Below are 14,851 nucleotides of genomic sequence, written 5' to 3'. Positions count from 1 at the left end.
CCCGACCGGCACAGAGGAGAGCATGATGGACATCCACCCGGTGGGCAGCCGCCCGACCACAGGCCCGAACCCGGCGTATTTCACCGGATCGGTCAGCTTCGATCCGGTGATCGATGCACCGGGCCCGGCCCGCGTCAACGCCCTGCGCGTCAGCTTTGCCCCCGGCGCGCGCACCGCCTGGCATACCCACCCGCTGGGCCAGACGCTGTATATTCTCTCGGGCGCCGGGCTTGTCGCGCTGCGGGGTGAGGCACCGCGCCGCATCCGCGCCGGCGACAGCGTCTGGATTCCGCCGGGGGAAGAGCATTGGCACGGCGCCGCGCCCGAAACCGCGATGGTGCACCTGGCAATCCAGGAGAAGCAGGGCGACAGCGCCGCCGACTGGCTGGAGCAGGTGAGCGATGCCGATTATCTGCGCGCGCCGGAATAGCCACCCGCATGGTCGGACGGATCGCTCTGGACGGCTCTCGTCAGCCCCGTTCCCTGTCGCGCAATTTGCTCCGAAAACCGGTTCCCACTTTTCGGATTGCGCTCTAACGTGCCGGGGATGCTGCGCTATTCGCTCAAACGTCTGCTGTCGCTGATCCTCAGCCTGGCCGTGGCCAGCCTGGTGATCTTCTTTGTGATCGAGGTGGCGCCGGGCGATCCGGCCTCCTTCATGCTGGGCATCAACGCCCAGCCCGACACGGTGGCCGCGCTCCGCGCCGAACTGGGCCTCGATGTGCCCAAGGCCGAGCGCTATCTCGCCTGGGTCGGCGGCATGGTGACCGGCGATTTCGGCACCTCCTATACCTATCGCACGCCGGTGGCGCGGATGATCGCCGACCGGCTGTGGGTGTCGCTGCCGCTGGCGCTTTACGCGCTGATGCTGTCGACGCTGATCGCCTGTCCCGCCGGGATCTACGCCGCCGCCCGCCGCGGACGCCCCGGCGACGCGGTGGTGATGGGCGCGACACAGCTGGGCGTGGCGGTGCCGAATTTCTGGTTCGCCATGATGCTGGTGCTGGTCTTTGCCATCAACCTGCGCTGGTTCGGCGCCGGCGGCTTTGCCGGCTGGGACAAGGGGCTTTTGACCGGCCTGCATTCGCTGACCCTGCCCGCCATCGCGCTGGCGCTGCCGCAGGCGGCGATCCTGGCGCGGGTCATGCGCTCGGCGCTGCTGGACATCCTGGGCGAGGATTTCATGCGCACCGCACGCGCCAAGGGCCTGTCGCGCCGCCAGGCGCTGTGGCGGCACGCGGTCCGCAACGCGCTGATCCCGGTGCTGACAATCATCGGGCTGCAATTTTCCTTCCTGCTGGCCGGCGCGATCATCATCGAACAGGTGTTCTACCTGCCCGGGCTCGGGCGGCTGGTGTTCCAGGCGATCAGCGCGCGCGACCTGATCGTGGTCGAATCGGTGGTGATGCTGCTGGTCTTTGCCGTGATCACGGTGAATTTCATGGTCGACCTGGCCTATGCGCTGGTCGACCCCCGGCTGAGGGCCCGGACATGAGCCGCAATCTTGCCCTCGGCGCGATCCTGTCCTCTCTGGTGGTGCTGGCGGCGCTGACCTCGTTTGTCTGGACGCCCTACGACCACGCGGCGATGAACATCCCCGACAAGCTGCAGACGCCCAATGCCACGCATTGGTTCGGTACCGATCATTTCGGCCGCGACATGTTCAGCATGATCATGGTCGGCGCGCGCACCTCGATCGCGGTGGCGCTTCTGGCGGTGGGGATCGGCATGGCGCTGGGGGTGCCGCTGGGGCTGGCGGCGGCGGCGCGCAAGGGCACCTGGGCGGACGAGCTGATCATGCGCGGCAATGACCTTGTCTTTGCCTTTCCCAGCCTTGTCATCGCGATCCTGATCACCGCCGTCTTTGGCCCCGGCGCGGTCAACGCGATCATCGCCATCGGCATCTTCAACATCCCGGTTTTCGCCCGCATCACCCGTGGCGCGGCGCTGAGCCTGTGGGAACGGGAATTCATCATGGCCGCAAGGGTCGCGGGCAAGGGGGCGGCGCGGATCTCGGCCGAGCATATCCTGCCCAACGTGCTGAACCTGCTGATCGTGCAGGGGACGATCCAGTTTTCCCTCGGCATCCTGGCCGAGGCCGGGCTGTCCTACGTCGGGCTTGGCGCGCAACCGCCGCTGCCCAGCTGGGGCCGGATGCTGGCCGATGCCCAGACCATGGTCAGTTTCGCCCCGCACATGGCGCTGATCCCCGGGGTGGCAATCATCCTGACCGTGCTGGGGCTGAACCTGATGGGCGACGGGCTGCGCGACTGGCTCGATCCCCGGCTGCGGGTGACGCGCGGATGACCCTTCTGGAGATCACCGACCTCACGCTGAGCATCGGCGCGCTGAAGATCCTCGACCGGGTCAGCCTGTCGATCGCCCCGGGCGAGATCGTGGCGGTGACCGGCGAGAGCGGCTCGGGCAAGTCGATGACGGCGCTGGCGGCGATGCGGCTTTTGCCCGAGCGCGCCAAGGTCGCTGGGCATGTGATGCTCGAAGGGCGAGATCTGCTGGCGCAATCGGAGGCGGCGATGTGCGCCGTCCGGGGGCGCGAGATCGGCATGGTGTTCCAGGAGCCGATGACGGCACTGAACCCGGTCCGGACCATCGGCGACCAGGTGATGGAGACGATCCTGATCCACGGGGCGATGGACCGCGACGCCGCCCGCGCGCGGGCGCGAGAGGTGCTGGAGCGGGTCGGCCTGCCCGAGGACCGCTTTCCACTTTCGCGGTTCCCGCACGAGTTGTCAGGCGGCCAGCGGCAGCGGGTGGTGATCGCCATGGCGATCGCCCTGCGCCCGAAATTGCTGATCGCGGACGAACCCACCACCGCGCTCGACGTGACCACCCAGGCGCAGATCCTCGACCTGCTCAAGGGGCTGGTCCAGGACTACGGCATGGGGCTGATGATGATCACCCACGACCTTGCCGTGGTCTCGGACATGGCCGACCGCATCGTGGTGATGCGGCGCGGCGAGGTGGTGGAGCAGGGCGCGACGCGGCAGCTTTTCGCGCGGATGCACCACCCTTATACGCGGATGCTGTTCGAGGCCTCGGGCCACCGGGTCACCCTGCCGGCCCCGCCGCCGCCGGCGCCACTGCTCGAGGTGCGCGGCGCGGTGCGCGACTATCGCCTGCCGCGCCGGCACCTGATGCGCGATCCGGGGGTTCACCGGGCGGTCAACGCGGTGAGCTTTACCCTCAACCGGGGGGAACGGCTGGGGCTGGTCGGCGAATCGGGCTGCGGCAAGTCCACCCTGACCCGCGCGATCCTGGGGCTGGAGCCACTGCAGGGCGGTGAGATCCTGCTGGACGGTCAGCCGGTCTGGTCCGGCCATCGCCCCAATCTTGCGGTGCGGCGGCGCATGCAGGTGGTGTTCCAGGACCCGTTCGGATCGTTCAACCCGCGCCACCGGGTCGAGCGGCTGGTGACCGAGCCGTTTCACCTGCTGGACAGCCCGCCGCGCGGCGCGGCGCGGCGCGAGGCCGTCGCCGAGGCGCTGACGGCGGTCGGGCTGCAGCCCGGGGACGCCGGAAAATACATCCACGAATTCTCCGGTGGCCAGCGCCAGCGCATCGCCATCGCCCGCGCCCTGATCATCCGCCCCGAGTTGATCCTGTTCGACGAGGCGGTTTCGGCGCTGGATGTCTCGGTGCGTGCCCAGATCCTCGACCTGCTGGCCGAGCTTTGCGCGGCCTACCAGCTGAGCTATCTCTTCATCAGTCACGATCTGAGCGTGGTGCGCACGGTGACCGACCGGGTGCTGGTGATGAAAGCGGGCGAGATCGTCGAGCAGGGCGAGACCGCGCGCGTCTTTGCCGAGCCGCAGCATGGCTATACCCGCGCGCTGCTGGCGGCGGCGCCGACCCTGCCCGAAGTCGGGGCGGCGTGAGGCCGGTCGCGGGAATTCGCCGCCTGCGGCGCCGAGGCCTCCGGCGGGAGTATTTGGAACGAGAAGAAGGGCCCGGTCTGGCCCGATGTCGAAGGAGCCTGAGATGAGCGATGCAAACCCGATCTGGTTCGATCCCGGGCTTTGTCTGATCGGCGGGGCGTGGACGGCACCCGCCGGGGGCGGGACGCTGACGCTGGTCAACCCCTCGGACGGGGCGGAGATCTGCCGCATCGCGCGCGGGCAGGCCGCCGACATCGATGCCGCGGTGAGCGCGGCCCAGGCCGCGCGCGGGGGAGACTGGGGCCGGATGACGGCGGTGGAGCGCGGCCGCATCCTGACCCGGATCGGGCAACTGGTACTGGAACGGGTGGAGGATCTTGCCCGGCTCGAGGCGATGGACGTGGGCAAGCCGCTGACCCAGGCACGGGCCGACGCGCTGGCGCTGGCCCGCTACATGGAATTCTACGGCGGCGCGGCGGACAAGGTGATGGGCGAAACCATCCCCTATCTCGACGGCTACACCGTCTACACCCTGCGCGAACCGCACGGGGTGACGGGCCATATCGTGCCCTGGAACTACCCGATGCAGATCATCGGCCGCTCGGTCGGCGCGGCGCTGGCGATGGGCAATGCCGCGGTGCTGAAACCGGCGGAGGAGGCCTGTCTCACCGCGCTGGCCTTTGCCCATATCGCGCAGGAGGCCGGGCTGCCCGATGGCGCGCTCAACCTGGTGCCCGGGCTGGGGGCAGAGGCCGGGGCGGCGCTGTCGGGGCATCCGGGCGTGCAGCATGTGAGCTTTACCGGATCGGTCCCCACCGGCGCGCTGGTGCAGGCGGCGGCGGCGAAAAACGTGGTGCCGGTGACACTGGAATTGGGGGGCAAGTCGCCGCAACTGGTGTTCGACGACGCCGATCTCGACGCGGCGCTGCCCTTCCTGGTCAACGCCGGCTGCCAGAACGCCGGGCAGACCTGTTCGGCCTCCTCCCGCATCCTGGCGCAGCGCGGGATCTATGAGGCGGTAAAGGCCCGCATGGCCGAGGCCTATGGCGCGATCACCGTCGGCCCGGCGCTGGAGGATCTGCGCATGGGGCCGCTGATCTCGGCCCGGCAGAAAGAGATCGTCTCAGGCTTTCTCCGCAAGGGCGCCGATCTGGAGATCGCGGCGCAGGGGCGGATCGTCGATCACGCGCCGGCGGCGGGAGCCTATGTGCGCCCCACGCTTTTCGCCGATGTGCCGCCGGATCACCCGCTGGCCCGCGACGAGATTTTCGGCCCGGTGCAGGTGCTGATCCCCTTCGAGACCGAGGAGGAGGCGGTGGCGATCGCCAATGGCACCGATTACGGGCTGGTGGCCAGCGTCTGGACCCGCGACGGGGCGCGGCAGATGCGGCTGGCGAAACGGCTCCACGCCGGGCAGGTGTTTCTCAACAACTACGGCGCCGGCGGCGGGGTCGAGCTGCCGTTCGGCGGGGTCGGCAAATCGGGACACGGCCGCGAAAAGGGGTTCGAGGCGCTTTACGGGTTCTCGCAGCTCAAGACAGTGGCGGCGTTTCACGGGTAGGGGCGAAAAGCGTCGGGGCGCCTAAACTTCGACCTTGATGCGCTCCTGCTCGCCCACCCCGAAAATCCGCTTGTAGCGGGCGATCTCATCTTCCGGGCCCATCGCCTTTTCGGGGTTGTCCGAGAGCTTCACGGTGGGCCGCCCGTTGGCGCTGATCGCCTTGCAGACGAGGCTGAAGGGCGCCAGCGCGTCATTCGGCACCAGACCGCGGAAATCGTTGGTCAGCAGCGTGCCCCAGCCGAAGCTGACCTTCACCCGGCCTTTGAAATGGGCGTGGAGATCGACGATCTTCTCCACGTCAAGACCGTCGGAGAAGATGATGCGTTTGCCGCGCGGGTCCTCGCCGCGGGATGTCCACCAGTCGATCGCCATCTCGCCGCCCTTGACCGGGTCGCCGCTGTCGATGCGCATCCCGGTCCAGCCGGCCAGCCAGTCCGGCGCGTTGTCCAGGAACCCCTTTGATCCGAAGGTGTCGGGCAGGATGATGCGCAGGTTGCCCTCGTGCTCCTCGTGCCAATCCTCGAGCACCTTGTAGGGGGCCTGAGCCAGCTCCGCGTCGGTCTCGGCCAGCGCGGCATAGACCATCGGCAGCTCATGCGCGTTGGTGCCGATCGCCTCCAGATCGCGGTTCTTGGCGATCAGGCAGTTGGAGGTGCCGGTAAAGCTGCTGCCCAGCCCCTCGACCATGGCGCGCACGCACCAGTCCTGCCAGAGGAAGGAATGCCGCCGCCGGGTGCCGAAATCGGCGATCGGCGGGCCGCCGGCCGCGCGCAGACGCTCGATCTTTTCCCAGACCCGGGTCATCGCGCGGGCGTAGAGCACCTGTAGTTCGAACCGGCGCATATCGTTGAGCACCGCGCGCCCGCGCAGCTCCATCAGCACGGCAAGAGCGGGGATCTCCCACATCATCACCTCGGGCCAGTTGCCCTCGAAGGTCAGCTCGTACTGGTCGCCGCGCCGTTCCAGGTGATAGGGCGGCAGGCGCAGCCCCTCGAACCATTCCATGAAGTCGGAGCGGAACATCTGCCGTTTGCCGTAAAAGGTGTTGCCGCGCAGCCAGGTGCTCTCGCCTCGGGTCAGGCTGAGCGAGCGGATGTGATCGAGCTGTTCGCGCAGCTCCCCCTCGTCGATCAGCCTGGCCAGGGGCACCTGGTCCGAGCGGTTGATCAGCGAAAAGGCGACCTGGGTGTCGGGCTTGTTGCGAAACACCGACTGGCACATCAACAGCTTGTAGAAATCGGTGTCGATCAGCGAACGGACGATCGGATCGATCTTCCATTTGTGATTATAGACGCGTGTTGCGATGTCCAAGGCCGGCCTCGTAATTTTGTGCCCGGCCGTGATACGTCAGTCCGCCCCCCCGGGCCAAGGGGGAATCATTGCGCCGGCTCCGACTGTACCCGTCCGGCCACCGTCACCAGCCCGGCCAGAAGCTCGGCCCGGCGCACCGGCTTGGTCAGGAACGCGTCCATCCCGGCGTCGAGACAAGCCGCCCTGTCGCAGTCAAAGGCATTGGCCGTCAGCGCCACGATCACCGGCTGGACCGCCGCCTCGGCGCGGATGCGGCGGGTGGCCTCGATACCGCTGAGTTCGGGCATCGACATGTCCATGATGACGATGTCGGGGCGGCATTTCAGGGTCTTTTCGACCGCCTCCAGCCCGTCATGCGCGAACCCCACGCGCAGGCCGAGCCCGTCGAGGTACTTGCCGATCAGGGTGCGGTTGACCTCGGCATCCTCGGCCACGAGCACCTGCTTGCCCGCCAGCAGGGCGAGGGCCTCCGCATCCGGCATCCGAACCTCTCGCGTCTCGGCCCCGGGGCCGCGCCGGGCCTGGGCAAGCCGGAGCGAGATCGCGAAACAGGCGCCCTTGCCCGGCTCGGACCGGACCGTGATCGTGCCGCCCATCTGATCGATCAGCATCCGCGAAATCGTCAGGCCGAGCCCGGTTCCGCCGAATTCCCGCGTGGTCGAGGCGTCCGCCTGCGCGAAACGCTCGAAAATATGCTCCTGCTTGTCCTTGGGGATGCCGATCCCGGTATCCTCGACCTCGATCCGGAGCAAGGCCGCCCCGGCCCCGTCCGGCGTGTAGCCGACCCGTACGGTGATGCCGCCCTGCCTGGTGAACTTGATCGCGTTGCCGATCAGGTTGATCAGGATCTGCCGCAGCCGGCTGTCGTCGCCATGCAGCCACGGCGCGCCCTTCCCCTCGTAGTCGAAGCGCAGCGACAACCCCTTCTTGCGGGCCTGCGGCCGCAACAGGCGCACCGGTTCCTGCACGCAGGACTTGAGGTCGAAATCTACCGGGTCCAGCGTCATCCGCCGGGCATTCAGCCGCGACAGGTCGAGCACGTCGTTGATGATCGTCAGCAGGGCCTGCGCCGAGCTGCGGATGGTATCCGCATAGACCCTTTGATCGGCATTCAGGCCGGTCTCGACCAGAAGGTCGGCCATGCCGATCACCCCGTTCATCGGCGTCCTTATCTCGTGGCTCATCGTCGCCAGGAACTCCGCCTTGGCGCGTGCGCCGTCCTCGGCGGCCTGCCGGGCAAGGGTCATCTCGCGCTGGTGCTTTTTGGCCGCTGTCACGTCGCGCTCGATGGCGACGATGACGTCCACCGCGCCGGTATCGTCGATCACCGGCACCTGGTTGGTCTCGATCCAGATCGTCTCGCCCGATTTGGTGCGGTTCTGGATCTCGCCGCGGAACGGAATCCCCCGGGCAATGGCGTCGTTCAGCGCAGCGACGACCCCCGGGTCGGTTTCCGGCCCGTTCAGCAGGTCGCCGGGGCGCTGGCCGATGGCCTCTTCCGGCAGGTACCCGGTGATCCGCGAAAACGCGTTGTTGACCCAGGCGATGCGGCCGTCGCGGTTGAGCAGCAGAACGCTGTCATGGGCATTGCGCGCCACCAGCGACAGCCTTTGCGCCTCTTTCTGGCGCTCGGCAAGCTCGATGTTCAGCGCCTTCAGTTCCTCGCTCTTCTCGATCACAGCCTGGGTGCTGGCCCGATGCCGGTGAAACCCGGACACTGCGTAATTGAGGAAAGAGAACACCATGAACCCCAACATCAGCGTTCCCGCCGCGTTCATCGAGAACAGCGTGTCGGGCGGCCCGCGCAGGGCCGCGGCCAGGACATAGAGCAGGATGGCAAGACCGATGTAGATCGACAGCCGCACCGTCCCCGCCGCCCGATGATAGGGCAGCACCAGCCCGCCGTTGATCGCCGCGCCGGCAAGGAAGGCAATGGAAAACAGCGGCGCCGCGCTGGTGGTTTCCCCGAACCAGGCCAGCGCGATGCAGACCGAAAGGGTGAGCGCCTGGAACCCGGCGGTCACAGTGCTGATGGCATAGACCCGCCCCAGCGCTTCGCCTTCCTTCAGCCGTCGCTCGGTGCCCCGCAAATACAGGCAATCCACCGCTTCGCCGGTCAGGGAGATCAGCAGCGCGGCGAACCCGTCCAGCGGCCCGTTCATCATCCATAGAAACAGCCCGCCGGCGACCGTCATGATCTGGCGGCTGCCAAAATTCGTCACGCGCCCGCGCGCGTAGCGCAGCAACAGACCTTCCTTGCTGTTGCGGTGCCTGAATTCCGCCAGCGGATCGGCCTCGGCTGCATCCCCGAATTGCATCGCCGACCCCTTTCGGCTGAACCTGCCCCCGGTCCAGTTAGCCCGCCGGTCGTTAACAATTCCTTCAGGCGAGGGTGACGCCGGCCTCTTTCATCGCGCTCAGCGCGGCGGCGAGCGACCGGTCGAGGTCGATGGCGCGGCAGGCGTCAAGCCGCACGGTCACGGCGAACCCCAGCTTCGCGGCGTCCACCGCCGAGAAATGCACGCAGAAATCCGTGGCCAGCCCGGCCATGGTCAGCCGGTCGATCCCGCGGCTGCGCAGGTAGCCCTCCAGCCCGGTCGGGGTCTCGTGATCGTTCTCGAAGAACGCCGAGTAACTGTCGATCTGCGCCCGGAACCCCTTGCGCAGGATCAAATCGGCCTCGGTCCGCAGATCGGGGTGGAAATCGGCCCCCGGCGTGCCCTGAACGCAGTGATCGGGCCAGAGCACCTGCGGCCCGTAGGGCATCTCGGTCATGTCGAAAGGCGCCTTGCCCGAGTGCGAGGAGGCGAAGGAGGAATGCCCGGACGGATGCCAGTCCTGGGTCAGGATCACCGCGTCGAATTCCGGCATCATCGCGTTGATCGGGGCGACCACCGCGTCGCCCCCGGGCACCGCCAGCGCGCCGCCGGGGCAGAAGTCGTTTTGCACGTCGATGACGATCAGGGCATGGGTCATGGTCGCTCTCCTTTGCCCAAGGGGTAGAAAGCCGCTGCGCCCTAGTCAATGGCCGCGCCGATCTGCGCCCTTGCTCAGGCCGACACGACCGCTTAAATCCGCGCCATGTACACGATTGCCGCGCTCTATCACTTCACCCGCTTTCCCGACCCCGCCGCCCTGAAACCGGCGCTGCTGGAGCTTTGCCTTGCCCATGACGTCAAGGGCACGCTGCTGCTGGCGCGCGAGGGGATCAACGGCACCATCGCCGGGCCGCGCGCCGGCATCGACGCGGTGCTTGCCCATATCCGCGCGCTGCCCGGCTGTTCCGACCTGGAGTGGAAGGAGGCGGTCAGCGATCATCCCCCCTTCCCCCGGATGAAGGTGCGGCTTAAGCGCGAGATCGTCACCATGGGCCAGCCGGACGTTGATCCGCGCGCCAAGGTGGGTCATTACGTCGAGCCGCAGGACTGGAACGACCTGATCCGCAGCCCCGACGTGGCGCTGATCGACACCCGCAACGATTACGAGGTGGCGATCGGCACCTTCGAGGGCGCGGTCGACCCCGAGACCGACAGCTTCCGCGATTTCCCGGCCTGGTGGGAGGCCAACAAGGAGCGGTTCCACAACAAGCGGATCGCGATGTTCTGCACCGGCGGCATCCGCTGCGAGAAATCCACCAACTTCCTGCTCGGGCAGGGGGTGGAGGAGGTCTTTCACCTCAAGGGCGGCATCCTGCGCTATCTTGAGGAGATGCCGGCAGAGAACAGCAGCTGGCAGGGCGAATGCTTCGTCTTCGACAACCGGGTTTCGGTCGGCCACGGGCTGAAAGAGGGGCCGCACGAATTGTGCCATGGCTGCCGCCGCCCGATCCTGCCGCAGGACAAGGCGCGGCCCGAGTACGAGGCCGGCGTCTCCTGCCATCTGTGCATCGAGGAGACCTCGGAGGCGGACAAGATGCGCTTTCGCGAACGGCAGAAACAGATCGCGCTGGCCCGCGCGCGGGGCGAAAGGCACCTCGCGGCGGAATAGAGGCGCACGCCATCCGGTTCTGTACGTTTTGCCCCCGAAACTCCCCGATCCGGGGCAGCTCAGGCCATCGCCGCCCGTGGCGCGCGCGGGCGCGAGCGTAGCAGCAGCGTCCCGATGATCACGATGTTCAGCAGGTTCCAGGCGATGCCGTTCAGGAAGGCCATCTGGTAATTGCCGGTCAGGTCATAGATCCAGCCCGACATCCAGCCGCCCAGCGCCATGCCCAGGATAGTCATCATCATCACGAAGCCCACCCGCGCCCCGGCCTCGCGCGCGGGCATGTATTCGCGCACCACCAGCGCGTAGGAGGGCACGATTCCCCCCTGGCTGAGGCCAAAGACCGTGCTCACCACGTAAAGCGGCACCATCGCGTCGTACGGCAGATAGAGCATCAGCGCGATGCATTGCAGCACCGAGCCGACCAGCAGCGTCAAGACCCCGCCCAGCCGGTCCGCCACCAGCCCCGAGACGACGCGGCTCGCCACCCCGCCCAGCAGCATCAGCGACAGCATCTCGGCGCCCACGGCGGGGCCGTAACCCAACCCGACGCAATAGGCGACGATATGCACCTGCGGCATCGACATCGCCACGCAGCAGGCGATCCCGGCAAATCCCAGAAGGTATTGCAGCATACGCGGGCTCAGCCCGGCAGAGCGCGCCCGCAGCGCCGAGGCGGCCTCGGCATGGGCCTGCGCCTCCAGCGGCACGCGCCGCCGCAACAGCAGCGACAGCGGCACGATCACCGCCACCGCCACAACGGCCAGCGTCAGGTAGACCATGCGCCAGCCGCTGCCCGCCAGCATCCCGGCCAGCAGCGTCGGCCAGAGCGCGCCGGAGAGGTAATTGCCGCTGGCCACCAGCGCCACGGCGATGCCGCGCCGGCGCATGAACCAATGCGAGATGTCCGCGATCAGCGGCCCGAACCCCACCGCCGTGCCCAGCCCCAGCAGCAGATGCGCCGCCGCCAGGGTGGGGATCGAGGGCATCAAGGTCGACAGCACAAAGCCGACCGCGATCATCCCGGCCGCCCCGATCAGCGCCCGCGTCACCCCGAATCGGTCCAGCAGCCGCCCGATCACAAGGTTGCCGACCCCGAAACCCACCATGGTCAGCGTATAGGGCAAGGAGGCCTCGGCGCGCCCGGCGCCGAACTCCTCCTCCACCGCGGGCATGATCACGATGATCGCCCACATGCCGACGTTGGCCACCATGGCAATCGCCAGGGTAACGCCGAGCCGCAGCCAGGAATAACGGCTGTCGTGAATATCCGCGCTGTCGCTCATGGCGGCACGCTAGACCGCGCCGCGCGAATTGCCCAGAGCGTTCGTGCACCAACGAACACAGGATTTGACACAGCCGCGTTACGCCATAGCTGAGCGTCATGAAAAACGCTGTGATCATCGGGGCCTCGGGCGGACTCGGCAGCGCGCTGGCCAATGCGCTGGAGGCGCGCGGTACCGCCGTGACGCGTCTGTCGCGCCGCGCCGACGGGCTCGACCTTACCGACGAGACCTCCATCGAACGGGTGCTGGGGCGGCTCACCGCGCCGCAGGACCTGATCCTTGTCGCCAGCGGGGTTCTGGCCGCCGATGGCCACTGCCCGGAAAAATCCATCCGGCAGGTCACGGCGCAGGCGCTGGCGGCGCAATTCGCGGTCAACGCCATCGGGCCGATGCTGGTGCTGAAACATGCGCTGCACCTGATCCCGCGCGACCGGCCTTCGGTCTTTGCCACGCTCTCGGCGCGGGTCGGCTCGATCGGTGACAACCGGCTGGGCGGCTGGCACAGCTACCGCGCCTCAAAGGCGGCGCTGAACCAGTTGATCCACGGCGCCGCCATCGAACTGGCGCGCAGCCATCCGCAGGCCTGCGCCATCTGCCTGCATCCGGGAACGGTGGAGACGGATCTGACCCGGCGCTTCGCCGGCGGTCACCCCATGGTGACACCGGCGCAGGCGGCGCAGACCCTGCTTGGGGTGATCGACGGGCTGACCCCTGACGACACCGGCGGATTTCTCGACTGGGCCGGCGAACCGATCCCCTGGTAGGCGCGCCCGGTCAGGGCAGCGGCGAGACCCCGATCACCCCCGGATGCAGCGCGATCAGCGCGCCATAGCCCGCCACCCCCAGCGCCAGCCGCAGACCCAGCATCGCCCAGCTTTGCGGGCGGGCGAGCAACGGCGCGCGCGCCACCTGGGCGCGCAGCGCCTGCCAGCGCCCTGCCCCCATCTCGCGCCGCTTGCGCCGGTCGATCAGCCCCATGCCCATCGCCGCGAATCCCGCGAACATCCCGAACAGCAGCACATGCGCCAGATCCCCGTTCGGCAACAGATGCGCCCCGGCCCAGAGCGCCAGCGCCAGCAGCACCGGGTGCCGCACCCAGCGCACCACGCCGGGACGGTCGGGATCGAAGGCCTCGTTGTGCATCCCGCCGAAGGAAAACGGGTTGGGCCGACCGAGGCCGAGCGCCAGCACAAGGCAGACCAGTGCCATCACGCTCAGCGCCGCATGGGTTTGCCACGCCGCCCGGGGCCAGACCCCGACCCAGGGCGCGTTGCCCGCCGCGCGGATCAGCCAGGCGAGGATCAGGATGGACAGCAGCGAATAGGCCAGCGTGAAGCCCCGCGCGCCGAGGCGCGCCACCAGCGGCCCCTTGACCGGCGGGCGCAGCAACAGCGAGTGGCTGAGCAGGAAGACCGCGAAGGCGGCGATGAACTCCATCCATCCCATGGCGGGCTCTCCCCCTTTCGGATCAGGAAGCGGCGCTGTTCGCTATTCCCATTCCATCTGTTCAAAGGTGGCCTGGGCGTTGCGCCCGGCCAGCGAGTCAAACTGGGCGAGATAGGAGAACGCCGACTGGTCGATCTCCGGCGCCGCCATGATGTCGCCGCCCTCCTCCAGCAGGGTGCCGATCCGGCTGCGCAGGTTGGTGAGGTAATCATAGGTATCGGCCCGCGCCTGGTCCAGTGTGGTCGCCGGGCCGTGGCCGGGCACCAGGTGGGCCGGATCATGCGCCGCCATCGCCTCGAACACCGAGATCCAGCTTTTGACGTTGGATTGCGGCCCGACGCCGAGGATCCGGTCGATATAGACGATATCGCCGGTGAACATCACATCGCGCGCCGGCAGCCAGACAAAGCTGTCGCCCGGGGTATGGGCCTGCCCGGCATGGGTGATCTCGAAGCTCAGCCCGCCTACCTCCAAAGTGTGGTTTTCCTCAAACCGCACATCCGCATAGGCCGGCACGGTCCCCGCCAGCCTGTCGCCGAGGAAATTGGCCAGCGCTGTCATCTGCATCGAACCGCGGTTCTTGTGGTCGGCGACGGCGGCCTCGGAGGCGATGACGGTCGCGCCCTGCGCCTGCCAGTAGCCGTTGCCGAGCCAGCGGTGATCCTGCCCGCCGGTGTCGATCACATGGGTGACCGGCGCATCGGTGATCTTGTCGATCGCCGCGTCGATCATCGCCGCTCCGGCCCAGGAGCCGCCGGGATCGATCAGCACCACGCCATCGGCGGTCTCGACCACGCCGAAGGTGGCGTTGTTGCCCAGGTTCTCGGCATCGCGCTGCTGCATCGGACCGACCAGCGCCCAGACGTTCGGCGCCACCGGCTGGATGTCGAGCACATCGGCCAGCGCCGGCGCCGCCGCCAGCGCCAGAACGGCGCCGAGCGCGCCCAGCCGAATGCGGCCGCCCGTTGTCAATTGTATCCCCGGCATAAGTCTCCCCCCCCTGCCACCACCACGCCGCGCGTGCCGAAACCGGACTGGCGCCGCTGTTCGAGGTTAGCTTTAGCGACCGGACCTGCCCAGGGAAAGGGAATCGCCCGCGTCGCGACGACGCGGCCAAGGCGTTATTCGAGAACCTGCCCCAGAGGCGATCCTGACCAGCCCCTGACCCGCCCCCCCGGTTGCGCCGGTCCGCAGCAACCGGAACCGGCTGCAGAAGGCGTTGATGCTGTGACCGCCGCCCGACGGCATCGATGTGCCAAGGTGGGTCTATGAGGATCGACAAAGGAGAGCGGTCATGTCAGAGATTATCACGGTCGGGCTCGATCTGGCGAAGAATGTGTTTCAGGTCCACGGGGCAGATGCAGCGG

General features: G+C 67.9%; 13 protein-coding genes. 7 read left to right on the top strand and 6 right to left on the bottom strand.

Annotated elements, in window-relative coordinates; translation table 11 throughout:
* Window positions 1-25 precede the first annotated feature (25 nt).
* The 5 genes from P1U75_RS15125 to P1U75_RS15105 all read left to right on the top strand — a co-directional run bounded on the left by P1U75_RS15125 (window position 26) and on the right by P1U75_RS15105 (window position 5,457).
* Window positions 26-430: a cupin domain-containing protein gene (locus P1U75_RS15125; RefSeq protein ID WP_300244880.1), complete on the top strand. Its 405-nt coding sequence runs from the start codon at window positions 26-28 to the stop codon at window positions 428-430.
* A 117-nt stretch (window positions 431-547) separates the two neighbouring features.
* Window positions 548-1,495, top strand: coding sequence for an ABC transporter permease (locus P1U75_RS15120; RefSeq protein ID WP_300244878.1), 948 nt, complete (start codon window positions 548-550; stop codon window positions 1,493-1,495).
* Window positions 1,492-2,307, top strand: a complete 816-nt coding sequence (locus P1U75_RS15115) for an ABC transporter permease (RefSeq protein ID WP_300244877.1) — start codon at window positions 1,492-1,494, stop codon at window positions 2,305-2,307. The genes P1U75_RS15120 and P1U75_RS15115 overlap by 4 nt, the downstream gene beginning before the upstream one ends.
* A complete protein-coding gene (locus P1U75_RS15110) occupies window positions 2,304-3,896 on the top strand; it encodes a dipeptide ABC transporter ATP-binding protein (RefSeq protein ID WP_300244875.1) in 1,593 nt (530 codons plus the stop codon). The genes P1U75_RS15115 and P1U75_RS15110 overlap by 4 nt, the downstream gene beginning before the upstream one ends.
* Before the next feature lie 103 nt (window positions 3,897-3,999).
* Window positions 4,000-5,457, top strand: a complete 1,458-nt coding sequence (locus P1U75_RS15105) for an aldehyde dehydrogenase family protein (RefSeq protein ID WP_300244874.1) — start codon at window positions 4,000-4,002, stop codon at window positions 5,455-5,457.
* Window positions 5,458-5,478: 21 nt separating this feature from the next.
* Here P1U75_RS15105 and pncB read toward each other — a convergent pair whose 3' ends face one another.
* The 3 genes from pncB to pncA form a co-directional block, all read right to left on the bottom strand.
* Window positions 5,479-6,768 (bottom strand): nicotinate phosphoribosyltransferase, encoded by a 1,290-nt coding sequence (gene pncB / locus P1U75_RS15100; RefSeq protein WP_300244873.1) that lies wholly within the window; start codon window positions 6,766-6,768, stop codon window positions 5,479-5,481.
* A 65-nt stretch (window positions 6,769-6,833) separates the two neighbouring features.
* A complete protein-coding gene (locus P1U75_RS15095) occupies window positions 6,834-9,086 on the bottom strand; it encodes a PAS domain-containing hybrid sensor histidine kinase/response regulator (RefSeq protein ID WP_300244872.1) in 2,253 nt (750 codons plus the stop codon).
* 64 nt (window positions 9,087-9,150) lie between these two features.
* On the bottom strand, window positions 9,151-9,744 hold the full coding sequence (gene pncA, locus P1U75_RS15090) for a bifunctional nicotinamidase/pyrazinamidase (RefSeq protein ID WP_300244871.1): 594 nt from the start codon (window positions 9,742-9,744) through the stop codon (window positions 9,151-9,153).
* Window positions 9,745-9,849: 105 nt separating this feature from the next.
* On the opposite strand from pncA, the gene P1U75_RS15085 reads away from it, so the two are divergent.
* The gene (locus P1U75_RS15085) at window positions 9,850-10,755 is read left to right on the top strand and encodes a rhodanese-related sulfurtransferase (RefSeq protein WP_300244870.1); all 906 of its coding nucleotides are present in this window, start codon (window positions 9,850-9,852) and stop codon (window positions 10,753-10,755) included.
* Between the two features lie 59 nt (window positions 10,756-10,814).
* Here P1U75_RS15085 and P1U75_RS15080 read toward each other — a convergent pair whose 3' ends face one another.
* A complete protein-coding gene (locus P1U75_RS15080; protein ID WP_300244869.1) occupies window positions 10,815-12,038 on the bottom strand; it encodes an MFS transporter in 1,224 nt (407 codons plus the stop codon).
* A gap of 98 nt (window positions 12,039-12,136) precedes the next feature.
* On the opposite strand from P1U75_RS15080, the gene P1U75_RS15075 reads away from it, so the two are divergent.
* On the top strand, window positions 12,137-12,802 hold the full coding sequence (locus P1U75_RS15075; protein ID WP_300244868.1) for an SDR family NAD(P)-dependent oxidoreductase: 666 nt from the start codon (window positions 12,137-12,139) through the stop codon (window positions 12,800-12,802).
* A 10-nt stretch (window positions 12,803-12,812) separates the two neighbouring features.
* Here P1U75_RS15075 and P1U75_RS15070 read toward each other — a convergent pair whose 3' ends face one another.
* Window positions 12,813-13,484 (bottom strand): NnrU family protein, encoded by a 672-nt coding sequence (locus tag P1U75_RS15070; RefSeq protein ID WP_300244866.1) that lies wholly within the window; start codon window positions 13,482-13,484, stop codon window positions 12,813-12,815.
* 42 nt (window positions 13,485-13,526) lie between these two features.
* Complete coding sequence (locus tag P1U75_RS15065) at window positions 13,527-14,456, bottom strand: MBL fold metallo-hydrolase (protein ID WP_300244865.1); 930 nt, start codon at window positions 14,454-14,456, stop codon at window positions 13,527-13,529.
* Between the last annotated feature and the right edge of the window lie 395 nt (window positions 14,457-14,851).

Source organism: Antarcticimicrobium sp., from assembly GCF_029212575.1.
In the GTDB taxonomy this organism is placed as follows: domain Bacteria; phylum Pseudomonadota; class Alphaproteobacteria; order Rhodobacterales; family Rhodobacteraceae; genus Antarcticimicrobium.
The sequence above is the reverse complement of the archived record's forward strand: the minus strand, read 5'-3'. Positions and strand labels throughout refer to the sequence as shown.